This is a genomic window from Azonexus sp. IMCC34842, assembly GCF_050368855.1.
In the GTDB taxonomy this organism is placed as follows: domain Bacteria; phylum Pseudomonadota; class Gammaproteobacteria; order Burkholderiales; family Rhodocyclaceae; genus Azonexus; species Azonexus denitrificans_A.
On record NZ_CP178449.1, the window covers coordinates 3,014,378 to 3,029,243 of the forward strand.

13 protein-coding genes are annotated in these 14,866 nt (G+C 61.6%); 10 read left to right on the forward strand and 3 right to left on the reverse strand.

What is annotated here, in order from left to right; all coding sequences use genetic code 11:
• Positions 1-89 precede the first annotated feature (89 nt).
• Entirely contained in the window at positions 90-533 is a 444-nt protein-coding gene (gene fur / locus ACLIKD_RS14260; protein WP_428825586.1) for a ferric iron uptake transcriptional regulator, read from the forward strand.
• A 14-nt stretch (positions 534-547) separates the two neighbouring features.
• Complete coding sequence (locus ACLIKD_RS14265; RefSeq protein ID WP_428825587.1) at positions 548-1,144, forward strand: TMEM165/GDT1 family protein; 597 nt, start codon at positions 548-550, stop codon at positions 1,142-1,144.
• A 39-nt stretch (positions 1,145-1,183) separates the two neighbouring features.
• Here the strand turns inward: ACLIKD_RS14265 and recN are convergent, their stop codons facing one another.
• Complete coding sequence (gene recN, locus ACLIKD_RS14270; protein WP_428825588.1) at positions 1,184-2,902, reverse strand: DNA repair protein RecN; 1,719 nt, start codon at positions 2,900-2,902, stop codon at positions 1,184-1,186.
• Positions 2,902-3,813, reverse strand: coding sequence for an NAD kinase (locus tag ACLIKD_RS14275; protein ID WP_226416907.1), 912 nt, complete (start codon positions 3,811-3,813; stop codon positions 2,902-2,904). Before ACLIKD_RS14275 ends, recN begins: the two co-directional genes overlap by 1 nt.
• A 66-nt stretch (positions 3,814-3,879) precedes the next feature.
• Here ACLIKD_RS14275 and hrcA point away from each other — a divergent pair, with 66 nt between their 5' ends.
• Genes hrcA through ACLIKD_RS14300 form a run of 5 tightly spaced genes read left to right on the forward strand, consistent with a single transcriptional unit; the run spans position 3,880 to position 9,267 of the window.
• On the forward strand, positions 3,880-4,905 hold the full coding sequence (gene hrcA / locus ACLIKD_RS14280; RefSeq protein ID WP_226416908.1) for a heat-inducible transcriptional repressor HrcA: 1,026 nt from the start codon (positions 3,880-3,882) through the stop codon (positions 4,903-4,905).
• Positions 4,906-4,907: 2 nt separating this feature from the next.
• Positions 4,908-6,011 (forward strand): ferrochelatase, encoded by a 1,104-nt coding sequence (hemH, locus tag ACLIKD_RS14285; protein WP_428825589.1) that lies wholly within the window; start codon positions 4,908-4,910, stop codon positions 6,009-6,011.
• A 51-nt stretch (positions 6,012-6,062) separates the two neighbouring features.
• On the forward strand, positions 6,063-6,506 hold the full coding sequence (trxC, locus tag ACLIKD_RS14290; RefSeq protein WP_428825590.1) for a thioredoxin TrxC: 444 nt from the start codon (positions 6,063-6,065) through the stop codon (positions 6,504-6,506).
• A gap of 56 nt (positions 6,507-6,562) precedes the next feature.
• Positions 6,563-7,615 carry a VCBS repeat-containing protein gene (locus ACLIKD_RS14295; protein ID WP_428825591.1) on the forward strand — a complete coding sequence of 351 codons (1,053 nt, stop codon included), beginning with the start codon at positions 6,563-6,565 and terminating at the stop codon, positions 7,613-7,615.
• 32 nt (positions 7,616-7,647) lie between these two features.
• Positions 7,648-9,267, forward strand: coding sequence for a methyl-accepting chemotaxis protein (locus ACLIKD_RS14300; RefSeq protein WP_226416912.1), 1,620 nt, complete (start codon positions 7,648-7,650; stop codon positions 9,265-9,267).
• Positions 9,268-9,311: 44 nt separating this feature from the next.
• Here ACLIKD_RS14300 and ACLIKD_RS14305 read toward each other — a convergent pair whose 3' ends face one another.
• Positions 9,312-10,682 (reverse strand): protein kinase domain-containing protein, encoded by a 1,371-nt coding sequence (locus ACLIKD_RS14305; RefSeq protein ID WP_226416913.1) that lies wholly within the window; start codon positions 10,680-10,682, stop codon positions 9,312-9,314.
• Positions 10,683-10,833: 151 nt separating this feature from the next.
• Here ACLIKD_RS14305 and grpE point away from each other — a divergent pair, with 151 nt between their 5' ends.
• The 3 genes from grpE to dnaJ all read left to right on the forward strand — a co-directional run bounded on the left by grpE (position 10,834) and on the right by dnaJ (position 14,614).
• Positions 10,834-11,391, forward strand: a complete 558-nt coding sequence (gene grpE / locus ACLIKD_RS14310) for a nucleotide exchange factor GrpE (RefSeq protein ID WP_428825592.1) — start codon at positions 10,834-10,836, stop codon at positions 11,389-11,391.
• 67 nt (positions 11,392-11,458) lie between these two features.
• Positions 11,459-13,396 carry a molecular chaperone DnaK gene (dnaK, locus tag ACLIKD_RS14315; protein WP_226416915.1) on the forward strand — a complete coding sequence of 646 codons (1,938 nt, stop codon included), beginning with the start codon at positions 11,459-11,461 and terminating at the stop codon, positions 13,394-13,396.
• 81 nt (positions 13,397-13,477) lie between these two features.
• Positions 13,478-14,614 carry a molecular chaperone DnaJ gene (gene dnaJ, locus ACLIKD_RS14320; RefSeq protein WP_226416916.1) on the forward strand — a complete coding sequence of 379 codons (1,137 nt, stop codon included), beginning with the start codon at positions 13,478-13,480 and terminating at the stop codon, positions 14,612-14,614.
• Positions 14,615-14,866: the final 252 nt, after the last annotated feature.

Consider the following 14,866-nt stretch of genomic DNA (forward strand, 5'->3'; position numbering starts at 1 on the left):
ATTCCGGAGTTTCTCAAACGACTTTGAAGCGGTATATCATACCCGAAATCCCCAATCGGCCTGCGCCACACACCCATGGAATTATCACGATGAGCGACCCCCAAAGTCTCAAGAATATGGGCCTGAAAGCCACCTTTCCGCGCCTGAAAATTCTTGAGCTTTTCGAGAAAAGCACCCTTCGGCACATGACGGCTGAAGACGTCTATCGCATGCTCATCGCGGAAAACATGGATATCGGTCTGGCCACGGTCTATCGGGTCCTGACCCAGTTCGAGCAGGCCGGCCTGCTCGAACGTCACTTCTTCGAATCGGGCAAGGCGGTCTTCGAGATCAATCACGGCAAGCATCACGATCACATCGTCTGTGTCGATTGCGGGCGAGTCGAGGAGTTTTACGACCCGGAAATCGAGAAACGCCAGAACGCCGTTGCCGAAACTCGCGGCTTTGCCATCCAGGACCACGCGCTCTACCTCTACGCCCATTGCATCAAGGCCGAATGCCCGCACCGCAGCAAGCCGGTCGACAAAATCTGAAGCGCTGATTCCCGATGACTACGTTTTCGTCTGCCGCGCTGGGGGCTTGGCTGTCCTCGGCCGGGACCACTTTTTTGCTGATCGCGCTCGCCGAATTTGGCGACAAGAGCCAGCTGGTCTGCATGACACTGGCCGCCCGCCATCGCGGCCTGCCAGTGATACTCGGCGCCGTGGCCGCTTTTGCCTTTCTGAATGCGCTCGCCGTGCTGTTCGGCGCAGCGGTTGCCGCCTGGCTGCCCGAATGGGTGGTAACGGTCGCTGTCGCCGTACTGTTCACCGTTTTCGGGATCAGCGCGCTGCGCTACCGGGACGAGGATGAAGACGAGGATGTCGAGGAAAAGCCCGGGCACGGCGTGTTCGCCACCACTTTCCTGCTCATTTTCCTGGCCGAATTCGGCGACAAGACACAGATCGCCGTCGCCGGCCTGGGCAGCACCACCGAGGCCAACGCGGTGTGGACCGGTGCGACGCTGGCCCTGGCCTGTACCTCGATCCTCGGCGTCCTGGCCGGCCGGAAATTCCTGCACAAGCTACCGCTGGTCTGGATCCATCGCATCAGCGGCGTGTTTTTCCTGGCGCTCGCCATCTACGCCATTTCCCGACTGTTTTAGAGAGGAGCGGCCAAGCCGCTCCTGAACCGTCGACTTTACCTAGCGCGCCTGCAGCGCCGGCTTTTTGCCTTTTTTGCCCGGCGCCGTCCCGTCGACCGATGCATGCTTCGAGCGCAGCAACTCGCTGGCGTGCTGCAGCGTAATCTCGGTGATATCGACGCCGCCCAGCATGCGCGCGATTTCCTGAACCCGGCCATCGTCGTCAAGAGGCTGGATGGCACTCAGCGTCACGCCATCGCGCGTCGCCTTGCTGACCTGCCACTGCCAGTCGGCCTGCGCCGCCACCTGCGGCAGATGGGTGACACACAGTACCTGGCGTTCGCCACCCAGCTCGTTCAACAAACGCCCGACGATTTCAGCGACGCCGCCGCCGATGCCGACATCGACCTCATCGAAAATCAGCGTCGGCACGCTGGCCGAACGCGAGGTCAGCACCTGGATCGCCAGGCTGATCCGCGACAGCTCGCCGCCCGAGGCGACTTTGGCCAGCGGCTTGGCTTCATTGCCAGCCAGCCCGCCAATGCGGAATTCGACCTGCTCCATGCCGTAGACGGCACCATTATCGACCGGCACCAGCGCCACCTCGAAGCGCCCCGCCGACAGCGCCAGCTGATGCATGACCGCGCTGACCGCGGCGCCCATCGCTTCCGCGCTCTGCCGGCGCCCGGCCGACAACACGGCGGCCTTGGCCAGGAAGTCGTCGTGTGCCGCCCCCACCCGAAGCTCCAGCACCGCCAGATCGGTCGAGGCATCCAGTGCGGCAAGCCGTTGCTGCCAGCTTTCCAGCAAGCCAGGCAAGGCTTCCGGCTGAACCCTGAACTTACGCGCCGCACCGAGCACGGCTTCGATCCGGCGCTCGATTTCAAGCAAACGCGACGGATCGAGATCGGCACGATCGGCATAGCGGCGCAGTGTCGATACCGCCTCCGACAACTCGGCTTGCACCGACTGGACCAGCCCGGCCACTTCCTGCAGGGCCGGATCGTATTCGGCCAGCGATGCCAGCCGTGAGGCAACGCTATCGATCTGCCGCTCGCAGGCCGCCTCGTTATCGGCCAGCACAGCCAGGGCGAATTGCGCCCCATCGATCAGGCTGGCTGCATGCCCGAGGCGGCGATGCTCAAGTTCCAGCCCCGCCCACTCGTCGCTCGAGAAAGCCAGGCTATCGAGTTCGCGCACCTGCCATTCGAGCTGCTCGCGCTCGCGGAGCAGCGCATCGGCCCCTTCACTGGCCGCCCGCAGCAATTGTTCAGCGTCGCGCCAAGCACGAAAAGCCACGCCCACATCGCGGGCCTGCCCGGCCAGCCCGGCATGGGCGTCGAGCAAGGTGCGCTGGGCATCGGCCCGCAGCAGCGACTGGTGGGCGTGCTGGCCATGAATATCGACCAGCCATTCGCCGACCTCGCGCAATTGCTGAACCGTTGCCGGCGACCCATTGATATAGGCCCGCGAGCGTCCGCCGGCATCGACGACCCGGCGTAGCAGCAGTTCATCATCGGCATCGATATCGTTGGCCGACAGCCATGCCTTCACCTCCGGCAGGCCGGTCACTTCGAAGGTCGCGGCAACCTCCGCCTTGTCGCAGCCGGAACGGACGACGCCGGCGTCGGCACGTTCGCCGAGGGTCAGGGCTAGCGCATCGATGAGGATCGACTTGCCGGCCCCGGTCTCTCCGGTCAAGGCGCCGAACCCCGCCAAAAACTCGAGTTCCAGGCGGTCGACAATGACGAAATCGCGAATAGTCAGGTGGCGCAGCATCAGGGACCTTTGGGCCGTTCGCTCCAGTGCAGTTTCTGGCGCAACATGGTGAAATAACTGTACCCGGGCGGGTGCAGGAAACAGATGGCGTATTCGGAACGCCGCAGGCGGACGCAGTCGTCACGCGCCAGATCGAGCGTTACCTGGCCGTCGAAGTGCACCCGCGGGTCGTCGGCATTGGCGATGCGCAGTTCGATGTCGGCGCTGTCGTTGACGATGATCGGCCGGTTGCTCAGGGCATGCGGGCAGAGCGGCACCAGCGCGATGCCAGTCAGCGTCGGGTGCAGGATCGGCCCGCCCGAGGACAGCGAATAGGCGGTGGAGCCGGTCGGTGTCGAGACGATCAGGCCGTCCGAGCGCAGGTTGTAGATGAACTCGCCGTCGATGAACAATTCGAATTCGATCATCCGGCCGATCGCGCCCTTGTCGACGACCACGTCGTTGAGCGCCATGTTCGAGGCGATTTCCTTGCCGTCGCGAATCACCTCGGCGGCCAGCAGCATGCGATTTTCCGGCTTGAAGCGACCGTCGAGCAGATCGTTCATGCAGGTCAGCATGTCGTCGCGGGCAATATCGGTCATGAACCCCAGACGCCCCTGATTGACCCCGACCAGCGGCACGCAATAGCGGGCCAGACGGCGCGCCGCGTTGAGCATCGTGCCGTCGCCGCCGAGCACGATGGCCAGATCGGCGTGGGCGCCGATGTCGTTGAAGCCGCAGGTCACCCAGCGCGCCAGATCGACGATACGGCCGATATGTTCGGCCGTCTCCCGCTCGATGAAGACCGAAATACCGCGCTCGTGCAGATACTCGGCCAGTCGGCGCAGCGACTCGGCGATTTCCGGACTATGGTATTTGCCGACCAGCGCGATGGTCCGCGGCGAGCGGTAGGAAGCGAAGCCTCTTTTCATGGCCTGAATTCTTGCATAAAAAATGCGTTGTCGCGCCGCCCGTGGATTTTTGTACAATGCCCTGCCATGCTGGATGAACGCTCACGCACCCTTCTCAAAGCGCTGGTTGAACATTACATCGCGGATGGTCAACCGGTCGGTTCGCGTGCCCTGTCAAAGTTTTCCGGCCTCGATCTGTCGCCGGCCACCATCCGCAACGTCATGGCCGACCTCGAAGAAGCCGGTTTTGTCGCCAGCCCCCACACCTCGGCCGGCCGGGTGCCGACCGCCCGCGGTTACCGGTTGTTCGTGGACAGCCTGCTCACCGTGCAGACGCTGGAAGCCCGCCAGATGGGCGTCATGGAAGAAGCGCTGCAGGGTCGCCCGGCAAACCAGATTATCGCCAGCGCCTCGCAACTGCTCTCCAGCCTGACCCACTTCGCCGGCGTCGTGATTGCCCCGAACCGGGCGAGCAGCCGCATCCGCCAGATCGAATTTCTCAGCCTGTCGGAAAAGCGCATCCTGCTGATCATCGTCACCACCGATGGCGACGTGCAGAACCGCATCCTGAATACCGAAAAAGCCTATTCGCCATCGGAGCTGGTGACCGCCGCCAACTACCTGACGCAGAATTTCGCCGGCCTCGATTTCGAGCAGATCCGCCACCGCCTGACCACCGAAATCCAGCAACTCCGCGAAGACATCAAGCCGCTCATGGCCCAGGCGCTCGAAGCCGGCGATGCCGCGCTTTCCGAGAATGCGATGCCCTACGTCATTTCCGGCGAAAGAAACCTGCTCGACGTCGAAGAACTGTCCTCGAACATGAAACGGCTGCGCGAATTGTTCGACCTGTTCGAGCAACGCACCAGCCTGATGCGCCTGCTCGATGTCTCGAACCGCGCCGAAGGCGTGCAAATATTCATCGGCGGCGAATCGGGCATTGCCTCGCTCGACGAATGCAGCGTGATCACCGCGCCTTACGCCGTCGACGGCCGGATCGTCGGCTCGGTCGGCGTCATCGGCCCAACCCGGATGGCTTACGAACGGGTCATTCCGATTGTCGACATCACCGCCCGTCTGCTCTCCAGCGCCCTCTCCTACAAAGACGAATAACCATGCCCCGTTATCTTCCGGAACCGCCCCACCGGCACGGCACCGCCGCGTCCACCGCCGTCATTCTGGTCAATCTGGGCACGCCGGACGCGCCGACCGCTCCGGCGCTAAAACGCTACCTGAAGGAATTCCTTTCCGATCCGCGCGTCGTCGAGATTCCGAAGCCGATCTGGTGGCTGATCCTGAACGGCATCATCCTCAACATCCGGCCGAAGAAATCAGCCGCCAAATACGCCAGCGTCTGGCTGCCGGAAGGCTCGCCGCTGCGCGTCCACACCGAGCGCCAGGCCAAGCTGCTCAAAGGCTTTCTCGGCGAGCGCGGCCATCGCCTGACGGTCACTTCGGCAATGCGCTATGGCTCGCCCTCGATACGCAGCGTCCTCGCCCATCTCAAAGCCGAGGGCGCCAGTCGCATCCTGCTCGTCCCGATGTATCCGCAATACTCGGCAAGCACCACGGCCACGGTCATCGACGAAGCCGGCGACTGGCTGCGGCAGTTGCGCAACCAGCCGGAGATGCGCTTTGTCCGCAACTTCCACGACGACGCAGGCTACCTCGCGGCGCTCGAGAAATCGGTCCGCCGACACTGGCAGGAGCGCGGCGCGCTCGGCGCCGAGGACCGCCTGCTCATCAGTTTCCACGGCCTGCCCAAGCGCAGCCTCGAACTCGGCGACCCGTATTTCTGCGAATGCCACAAGACCGGTCGCCTGCTCGCCGAACGCCTTGGCCTGCAACCCGAGCAATATCAGATCTGCTTCCAGTCCCGCTTCGGCAAGGCCGAGTGGCTGCAGCCCTACACCGCACCGACGCTGCATGCATGGGGGCAGCAGGGAATCCGCCGCGTCGATGTGATCTGCCCGGGCTTTGTCGCCGACTGCCTGGAAACGCTCGAAGAAATCGCCCTCGAAGGTCGTGCCGACTTCATCGCCGCCGGCGGCAAGGAATATCACTACATCCCGGCGCTCAACGAAGACGATGCGTGGATCAAGGCGCTGGCTGACCTGGTCGAGCGCCAGTTGGCCGGCTGGCCGACAAAGACGCCGGTCGATCCGCACGCCCAGGAAATCAGCGCCCGCCAAGCCATCAAGTTCGGCGCCCGGACTTGAAATATCGGCGGCCGGACAAATATCAGAACAATCTGATATTTGGAGCCTGTCATGAGCGATAGCCTGCACGTCGTCTGCCCGCATTGCGCCGCGGTCAACCGCCTTCCCGCCGCCCGTTTGAGCCAGCAACCGACTTGCGGCCAATGCAAACAGCCGCTCTTCGACGGCGAGCCGCTGGAACTGAACGCTGCGACATTCGATCGCCACATCGGGCGCAACGATCTGCCGGTCGTCGTCGACTTCTGGGCTCCGTGGTGCGGTCCATGCCGGATGATGGCGCCCAATTTCCATCAGGCCGCGATCGATCTCGAACCCCGCGCCCGCCTGGCCAAACTGAACACCGAAGACGAGCAGCAACTGGCTGCCCGTTTCAACATTCGCAGCATTCCTACCCTGGCCATTTTCAAGGATGGGCGGGAAATCACCCGGCAGAGCGGCGCACTCGACCTTGGCGCGCTGAAGCGCTGGATAGAGCCGCACCTTTACAAAACTTAACTTTCCTAGCGGCCGGCCGTTAACAACGTGTCGAAACACGTTCTTTGGAGGCCCCCATGAAAATCGCCAGCGCCAGCCTGCAAATGGCTGCATCGCATACCAGCCTGCAGCGCCACGAGGTCAAGGAGTCTTTGAAAATGTGGGTCGGCCAGCGCCGTCCGGATTTTGCCGGTGACGGCAGCGCCGGACGCCCCCCCCAGCTCGACTCGGTGACCCTGTCCAAAGCCGGCAAGGCCGCCCAGTCGGCCGAAGCGACCAAGGATGCGCAGGATGCCGCGGTCGACAATGATCCGAAGATGATCCTGATCCGCTTGATGCTCGAGAAAATGCTCGGCCACAAAATCCGCCTCTTCGATGCGGCTGAATTGCAGACGCGCATGGACCAGGTCGGCAGCGAAGCGAGCCAGGCTACGGCGCCGAGTCAACCGAGCGCAGCCGGTTTCGGAGTCGAGTACGACCGCCATGAGTCGTACACCGAAGTCGAACAAACCAGCTTTGCGGCGAGCGGCACCGTCAAGACGACGGATGGCCGGGAGATCAGCTTCCAGCTCGAACTCTCGATGGCGCGTGCCTATCACGAAGAAAGCGACGTCAGCATTCGCCTCGGCGATGCGGCACGCAAGACCGATCCACTGGTTCTCAACTTTGCCGGCACGGCGGCCCAGCTGACCGACCAGCGCTTTGCCTTCGACCTGAACAGCGACGGCCGCGACGAGCAAATCAACTTTGTCGCGCCGGGCAGCGGCTTCCTGGCCTTCGATCGCAACCAGGACGGCAAGGTCAACAATGGCAGCGAACTGTTCGGCCCGACGACCAACGACGGCTTTGCCGAACTGGCCAAGCTCGACGACGACAAAAACGGCTGGATCGATGAAAACGATGCGGCTTTCAACAAACTTCAGGTTTGGACGCGCGACGCCAGCGGCAAAGACCAACTCCAGTCGCTCACCGCGGCCGGAGTCGGCGCCATCGCGCTAAGCCGCATCGCGACGCCATTTGATCTGAAGACTAATGCCAATGAACTTCTCGGCCAAATCCGGACATCCGGGATTTTTTTGCAGGAAGATGGCGCGGCTGGCACAATCCAACAAATAGACCTGACCGCCTAATAGAATCGGCGGCAGTTACAAGGGGACATTGAATGCCGCGCTTTGCCGATTTGAAGATTTGGGTACGGTTAACCGCCGCCATCTGGCTGATACTGGCCATCATCTGGATAGGGGCCATCGTCTGGACGACACAGGTCAATCGCGACACCGCCATTCGTCAGGCACAGGATTTTTCGAAGAGCATTCATGAAATGACCATGGCCGGCCTGACCGGCATGATGATTACCGGCACCGTCGGCCAGCGCGAGGTCTTCCTCGACCAGATCAAGCAGTTGTCGATCATCAAGGACCTGCGGGTCGCCCGCGGCGACGCGGTGGTCAAGCTCTATGGTCCGGATACCAAGGACACCAAGCCGCTCGAACCGCTCGAACAGCAGGTCATGACCAGTGGCCAGGCTTACACCGCCGTCGAGTCGACGGGCGGCAGTTCCTTCCTGCACGTCATCAATCCGACCAAGGCCTCGAAGAACTACCTCGGCAAGGACTGCGTGCTCTGTCACCAGGTTCCTGAGGGCACGGTACTCGGCATCGTCAGCATGAAGGTTTCGCTCGACTCCGTCGAAGCCGAAGTCTCGGCCTTCCGCCTGAAGATCGCCGGTGTGGCCGTCGGTGCGCTCGGCGCATTGCTGGTCATCATTTACCTGCTGACCAATCACTTCGTCACGGTACCGCTTGAGCAACTGCGCAGCGGTCTGCGTGACATCGCCAGTGGCGAAGGTGACCTGACCCGCCGCCTGCCGGTCAACGGCAAGGATGAAGTCGGCCAGTCGGCGCTCGTCTTCAACGAAATGATGGAGAACTTCAACCAGTTGGTCCGCCAGGTGCGCGACTCGGCCAGCCAGGTCTCGGCCCGGGTTGCCGACCTTTCCGACAGCGCCGACCGCGTCTCGCAAAGTTCCCACCTGCAAAATCAGCAATCCAACGAAGCTGCCAGCGCGGTCGAGCAACTGGTCGCCAGCATTTCCTCCATCGCCAGCAGTGCCGAACACGTTCAGCATCAGTCGCAGGAAAGTCTGGCACGGGCCAACGAAGGCAACAAGACGCTCACCGTGTTGCTCGACGAAATGAATGTCGTCGAACGCGCGGTCAAGGAAATGGCTTCCTCGGTCAATGACTTTGTCCACAACACCGAGTCGATCACGCAGATGACCCGCGAGGTCAAGGATATTGCCGAGCAGACCAATCTGCTGGCGCTCAATGCCGCGATCGAAGCGGCGCGGGCCGGCGAACAGGGCCGCGGCTTCGCCGTGGTCGCCGACGAAGTGCGCAAGCTGGCCGAGAAATCCTCACGGTCGGCCAGCGAGATCGACACCATCACCGCCAACCTGAGCGCCCAGTCGGTAGCCGTCCGCCGCAGCATCGAGGAAAGCCTCGATCACCTGGCCAGCAGTCAGTCGGCCGTCGGCAAAGTCTCCAGCGTTTTGCAGGCATCGAACGGCTCGGTCACCGAAGTCGATCACGGTCTCGACAGCATCGCCACGGCGACCGATCACCAACGCCGCGTTTCCGGCGATGTCGTAGCCAGCATCGAAGCGATTGCCGGCATGGCGCGCGACAATAACGGTACGGTCGAACAGACCGCCGGGGCCGCGCACGATCTGAAACAACTGGCCGAAGGCCTGGCCTCAATGGTCGGCCGTTTCAAGGTGTAGGAAACGACACAGCCCAAATAAAACCGCCTCTAACGAGGCGGTTTTCACATCGGCGTCAGTTCCAGATCGAGACCGCCGCCCGGCCGGGAGCGCGTCAGTCCGCTGAGCGACCCGGTACCCGCCGGAATGGCCGGCTGGCCGAGGGCGGCGGCGATCTTGTTCACCTCGCGCAGACGGCGGATCATCCTCGCCAGCAGTACGTTGCGCATCCGCTCGAGCAATTCCTCGGAGGATAGTGCCAATGCCGCGGCATTGATTTCGAGGAACAGCGTCGGCTCCAGCGTGACGACCGTGGCATGGCGCTGATCGCTGGCCGGGTGCAGGTAAGCCATCTCGCCTATCGGCTCGCTCGGCCCCAGACGGCAGAGCGCCCGCCCCTCGACCGAGACTTCGACGCAACCGGTGAGAATGATGCCAAACATCTTGTTGCGCTCGCCTTCGCAAATGATCGCGACATTGGGCGAAACATTGCGCCAGACGGAAACGCGTAGAACCTCCCAGAGTTCGATATTTTCGAATTCGGTGAAGAAATCGAGCCGGCGCAGCATTTCGAAATGCTTGGTGTCCTGCGCCGTCTCGTCCTCTTCGAGGATCTGGTAGCGCACGGCGGAAAGATCCTTGGCGAACTCGGCGCCGTTCCGGTAACGGCTGTACAAATCCTTTTCCAGCGCCCGCCGCATGATCGCATTGAGGCCTTCCGGCAGATTCGGGTTGAGCGCCGTGATCGCCGGCGCGTCGGTATTGATGATGCGGTAGATCAGCGTCGCCTGATTGGCGGCCCGGAACGGCAGGCGGCCGGTGAGCAGCTGGAACATCACGACGCCGAGCGAATAGAGATCAGTCTTCTGATTGAGCGGGTAACCCTTGATCTGCTCGGGCGACATGTAGGCCGGCGAACCGACGCCCATGATGAAGGTCGAGTCGCGATCCAGATCCTTGTTCATGTTCAAGGCCAGGCCGAAATCGGCGATTTTCGCCTCGTCGTTGGCGGCGACCATGATATTGGCCGGCTTGATGTCGCGGTGGATGATGCCCTGCCGATAGGCGCTGTCGAGCGCCATGCAGCACTTGAAGATGATGCCGATGACCCGGTGCATCGGCAGCAGCTTGTCGATCCGGATGTGCTCTTCGAGACTGAAGCCGTCGATGTATTCCATCGCCAGGTAGGCAAACTCGTCCTCGACCACGGCATCGAAAACATGGACGATATTCGGATGGTCGAGGCGCTGCGAAACCATTCCCTCGTTCTGGAACAGCTTGCGCATACGACGCGACATCGCTGCGGAATCCTGCCCGAAACGGATCACCTTGACGGCTACCTGGCGCTCGGAATCCGGGTCATCGCAGAGGTAGACCGTAGCAGTCGCCCCCTTGCCCAGTTCGCGGACAACGCGATATTTGCCAATCGTATCCATGCAACGCCCTACAGTTATTAATTTTGATAGTTTATCGTAGCACGCAGCTCGGCGACGCGCAGTTGCGAAACAGCAAAGAATCTTTAAAGGAAGCTCTTGAAATACGCCGCGGCACCCCAATCTGTTTCAACAGCTTTTTTGGAGAATGCACATGTCCAACCCCGAAAACGCCCAGGACAGCATCCTGGGTAATGAACCAAGCATCGAAACCGTCGTTGAGCCGGCTGCCGCCGAACACACCGACACGCTGCCCAGCATCGAAGAACAATTTCGCCAGCTGGAACTGAAGGCGGCCGAGCACTATGACGCCTGGCTGCGTGCCAAGGCCGAGGGCGAAAACATCCGCCGCCGCGCCCAGGACGACATTTCAAAAGCCCACAAATTTGCCGTCGAGAAATTCGCCGGCGAACTGCTGGCCGTCAAGGACAGCCTGGAAGCGGCGCTGGCCGTCCAGGAGCAAACCGTTGACAGCTTCAAGTCCGGCGTCGAGCTGACCCTGAAGCAACTGGTCTCTGCCTTCGAAAAGAACGCGCTGGTCGAAGTCAATCCGGCCGGCGAGAAGTTCGACCCGCACAAACATCAGGCAATCGGCATGGTTGATTCCGAGCAGGAAGCCAACACCGTCGTCACCGTACTGCAAAAGGGCTACCTGATCGCCGACCGCACCCTGCGCCCGGCATTGGTCATGGTCGCCAAACCGAAGTCTTGAAATCAGGGGCGCCGCCCCCAACTCCAGAACATCACAAATTCATTTGTATTCAGTAAAGGAATAGAACATGGGCAAGATTATTGGTATTGACCTCGGCACCACCAACAGCTGCGTGGCCATCATGGAAGGCGGCCAGCCGAAGGTTATCGAAAACTCCGAAGGCGCCCGCACGACGCCGTCCGTCATCGGTTACGCCGAAGATGGCGAAATCCTCTCCGGCGCCCCGGCCAAACGCCAGGCCGTGACCAACCCGATGAACACGCTGTACGCCGTCAAGCGTCTGATCGGTCGCCGCTTCGAAGAGAAAGAAGTCCAGAAGGACATCTCGCTGATGCCCTACAAGATCGTCAAGGCCGACAACGGCGATGCCTGGGTGGCCGTGCGCGACAAGAAAATCGCCCCGCCGCAGGTCTCCGCCGAAGTGCTGCGCAAGATGAAGAAGACCGCCGAAGACTACCTCGGCGAAGAAGTCACCGAAGCGGTCATCACCGTGCCGGCCTACTTCAACGACAGCCAGCGCCAGGCGACCAAGGATGCCGGCCGCATCGCCGGTCTGGAAGTCAAGCGCATCATCAACGAACCGACCGCAGCCGCCCTCGCCTTCGGCATGGACAAGGCCCCGGGCAAGGATCGCAAGATCGCCGTTTATGACCTCGGCGGCGGCACCTTCGATATCTCGATCATCGAAATCGCCGACGTCGATGGCGAAAAGCAGTTCGAAGTTCTCGCCACCAACGGCGACACCTTCCTCGGCGGCGAAGACTTCGACCAGCGCCTGATCGACTACATCATCGACGAATTCAAGAAGGAGTCCGGCGTCAACCTGAAGTCTGACGTACTGGCCCTGCAGCGCCTCAAGGAAGCCGCCGAAAAGGCCAAGATCGAGCTGTCCTCCAGCCAGCAGACGGAAATCAATCTGCCCTACATCACCGCCGATGCCTCCGGTCCGAAGCACTTGGCACTGAAGATCACCCGCGCCAAGTTCGAATCGTTGGTTGACGAGTTGGTCGAGCGCACCATCGCTCCGTGCGTCACGGCACTGAAGGACGCCGGCTGCAAGATCAGCGACATCGACGACATCATCCTGGTCGGCGGCCAATCCCGCATGCCCAAGGTGCAGGAGAAGGTCAAGGAAATCTTCGGCAAGGATCCGCGCAAGGACGTGAACCCTGACGAAGCCGTTGCCGTCGGCGCCGCCATCCAGGGCGGCGTGCTGCAGGGCGAAGTCAAGGACGTGCTGCTGCTCGACGTCACCCCGCTGTCGCTCGGTATCGAAACCCTGGGCGGCATCATGACCAAGCTGATCCAGAAGAACACGACGATCCCGACCAAGGCTTCGCAAGTCTTCTCGACCGCCGACGACAGCCAGTCCGCCGTGACCATCCACGTCCTGCAGGGCGAACGCGAAGTCGCTTCCGGCAACAAGAGCCTCGGCCAGTTCAATCTGGAAGGCATCCCGCCGGCCCCGCGCGGCACGCCGCAGATCGAAGTGATCTTCGACATCGACGCCAACGGCATCATGCACGTCACCGCCAAGGACAAGGCGACCGGCAAGGAAAACAAGATCACCATCAAGGCCAACTCCGGCCTGTCCGAAGCCGAAATCCAGGCGATGGTGAAGGATGCCGAGCTGCATGCCGAGGACGACAAGAAGGTGCACGAACTGGCCGATGCCCGCAACCAGGCCGACGGTATGGTGCACATGGTCAAGAAGTCGCTGACCGAATATGGCGACAAGCTCGATGCGGCTGAAAAGGCCACCATCGAAGCCGCCATCAAGGATGTCGAGGACGTGCTCCGCGAAGGCGACAAGGAAACCATCGTGGCCAAGACCGAAGCCCTTAGCCAGGCCGCCCAGAAACTGGGTGAAAAGATGTATGCCCAGCAACAGGCTGAAGGTGCGGCAGCCGGTGCCGGCGCCGAAGGCGGCGCCCAGCAGCAGGCCCCCAAGGACGAAGGCGATGTGGTTGATGCCGAGTTCACCGAGGTCAAGGACAAGAAATAATCTGAGTCCACAGTTCGGCGCCGAGTCCGCGGAAAACCTCCGACGGCGCTCGGCGCCTTTGTCACTTGACGGCTAGGAAACATGTCAAAACGCGACTTTTACGAAATTCTCGGCGTCAACCGCGACGCCAGTGAAGAAGAAATCAAGAAGGCCTACCGCAAGCTGGCCATGAAGCATCACCCTGACCGCAACCCGGACGCCCCAGGGGCCGAAGAAAAGTTCAAGGAAGTCAAGGAAGCTTACGAAATTCTGTCGGACGGCCAGAAACGCGCCGCCTACGACCAGTACGGTCATGCCGGTGTCGATCCGCAGGCCGGCATGGGCGGTGGTGGCTTTGGCGGCGGAGCGGGTTTTGCCGATGCCTTTGGCGGCATCTTTGACGAAATCTTCGGCGGACGCGGAGGCGGTGGTGGCGGCGGACGCTCGAACATCTACCGCGGCGCCGATCTTCGCTACAACCTGGAAATCTCGCTGGAACAGGCCGCGCATGGCACGGAAACCAAGATCCGGATTCCGACCATGGAAGTCTGCGAACCCTGTCATGGTTCGGGGGCGAAGCCCGGCACGCAGCCGAAAACCTGTCCAACCTGCAGTGGTTCCGGTCAGGTCCGTCTGCAACAAGGTTTCTTCTCGATTCAGCAGACCTGCCCGAAGTGCCATGGCACCGGCCGCTACATTCCCGAACCCTGCAAGAGCTGCGGCGGCGCCGGGCGCATCAAGCAGCACAAGACACTGGCCGTCAAGATTCCGGCCGGGGTTGATGAGGGCGATCGCATACGGCTGGCCGGCGAAGGCGAGCACGGCGTCAACGGTGGCCCACCGGGCGACCTGTACGTGCAGATTCACCTCAAACAGCACACCGTATTCACCCGCGACCACAACGATCTGCATTGCGAAATGCCGATTTCCTTCACCACCGCAGCACTCGGTGGCGAAATCGAAATCCCGACACTGGATGGTGCAGCCGGTATCAAGATTCCGGCGGAAACCCAGTCCGGGCGGATCTTCCGCTTGCGCGGCAAAGGCATCAAGGGCGTCCGCAGCCATACGCACGGCGACCTGATGTGCCATGTCGTAGTTGAAACACCGGTGAATCTGACCGAACGGCAGCGCGAACTGCTGCGCGAGCTGGAAGAGTCGAGCCGTGACAACGACGCCAAACACAACCCTCGCGCCAAATCGTGGATGGACAAGGTCAAGGACTTTTTCGCCGAGTAATTCCTGACCTTGCCGTGACGGCGCCAGCCGAAACGGCAGGGGCAACGATGCGCCCGGAGTAGCCCCAACGCGGTCCGCAACTAGGTATCGCTCCTATCCCCTGCCCAGCAGAAAACCTGCCCGGCAGGGGATATTTCATTCAGATAAGTGTTAGCCGGCAGAATGGCCAGAGCATTACCAAAGTAAGAGATTTTCCTGTTCCCCGGAAGCTGCTTCGACTGCTAGAATCAACGGATTACGAACGGGGGAGAC

What these genes read in the sequence shown, in the direction of transcription:
- dnaJ (WP_226416916.1), top strand. Translation starts at nt 13,478, where the DNA reads ATGTCAAAACGCGACTTTTACGAAATTCTCGGCGTCAACCGCGACGCC.
- ACLIKD_RS14265 (WP_428825587.1), top strand. Translation starts at nt 548, where the DNA reads ATGACTACGTTTTCGTCTGCCGCGCTGGGGGCTTGGCTGTCCTCGGCC.
- ACLIKD_RS14275 (WP_226416907.1), bottom strand. Translation starts at nt 3,813, where the DNA reads ATGAAAAGAGGCTTCGCTTCCTACCGCTCGCCGCGGACCATCGCGCTG.
- grpE (WP_428825592.1), top strand. Translation starts at nt 10,834, where the DNA reads ATGTCCAACCCCGAAAACGCCCAGGACAGCATCCTGGGTAATGAACCA.
- fur (WP_428825586.1), top strand. Translation starts at nt 90, where the DNA reads ATGAGCGACCCCCAAAGTCTCAAGAATATGGGCCTGAAAGCCACCTTT.
- trxC (WP_428825590.1), top strand. Translation starts at nt 6,063, where the DNA reads ATGAGCGATAGCCTGCACGTCGTCTGCCCGCATTGCGCCGCGGTCAAC.
- hrcA (WP_226416908.1), top strand. Translation starts at nt 3,880, where the DNA reads ATGCTGGATGAACGCTCACGCACCCTTCTCAAAGCGCTGGTTGAACAT.
- hemH (WP_428825589.1), top strand. Translation starts at nt 4,908, where the DNA reads ATGCCCCGTTATCTTCCGGAACCGCCCCACCGGCACGGCACCGCCGCG.
- ACLIKD_RS14295 (WP_428825591.1), top strand. Translation starts at nt 6,563, where the DNA reads ATGAAAATCGCCAGCGCCAGCCTGCAAATGGCTGCATCGCATACCAGC.
- dnaK (WP_226416915.1), top strand. Translation starts at nt 11,459, where the DNA reads ATGGGCAAGATTATTGGTATTGACCTCGGCACCACCAACAGCTGCGTG.
- ACLIKD_RS14300 (WP_226416912.1), top strand. Translation starts at nt 7,648, where the DNA reads ATGCCGCGCTTTGCCGATTTGAAGATTTGGGTACGGTTAACCGCCGCC.
- recN (WP_428825588.1), bottom strand. Translation starts at nt 2,902, where the DNA reads ATGCTGCGCCACCTGACTATTCGCGATTTCGTCATTGTCGACCGCCTG.
- ACLIKD_RS14305 (WP_226416913.1), bottom strand. Translation starts at nt 10,682, where the DNA reads ATGGATACGATTGGCAAATATCGCGTTGTCCGCGAACTGGGCAAGGGG.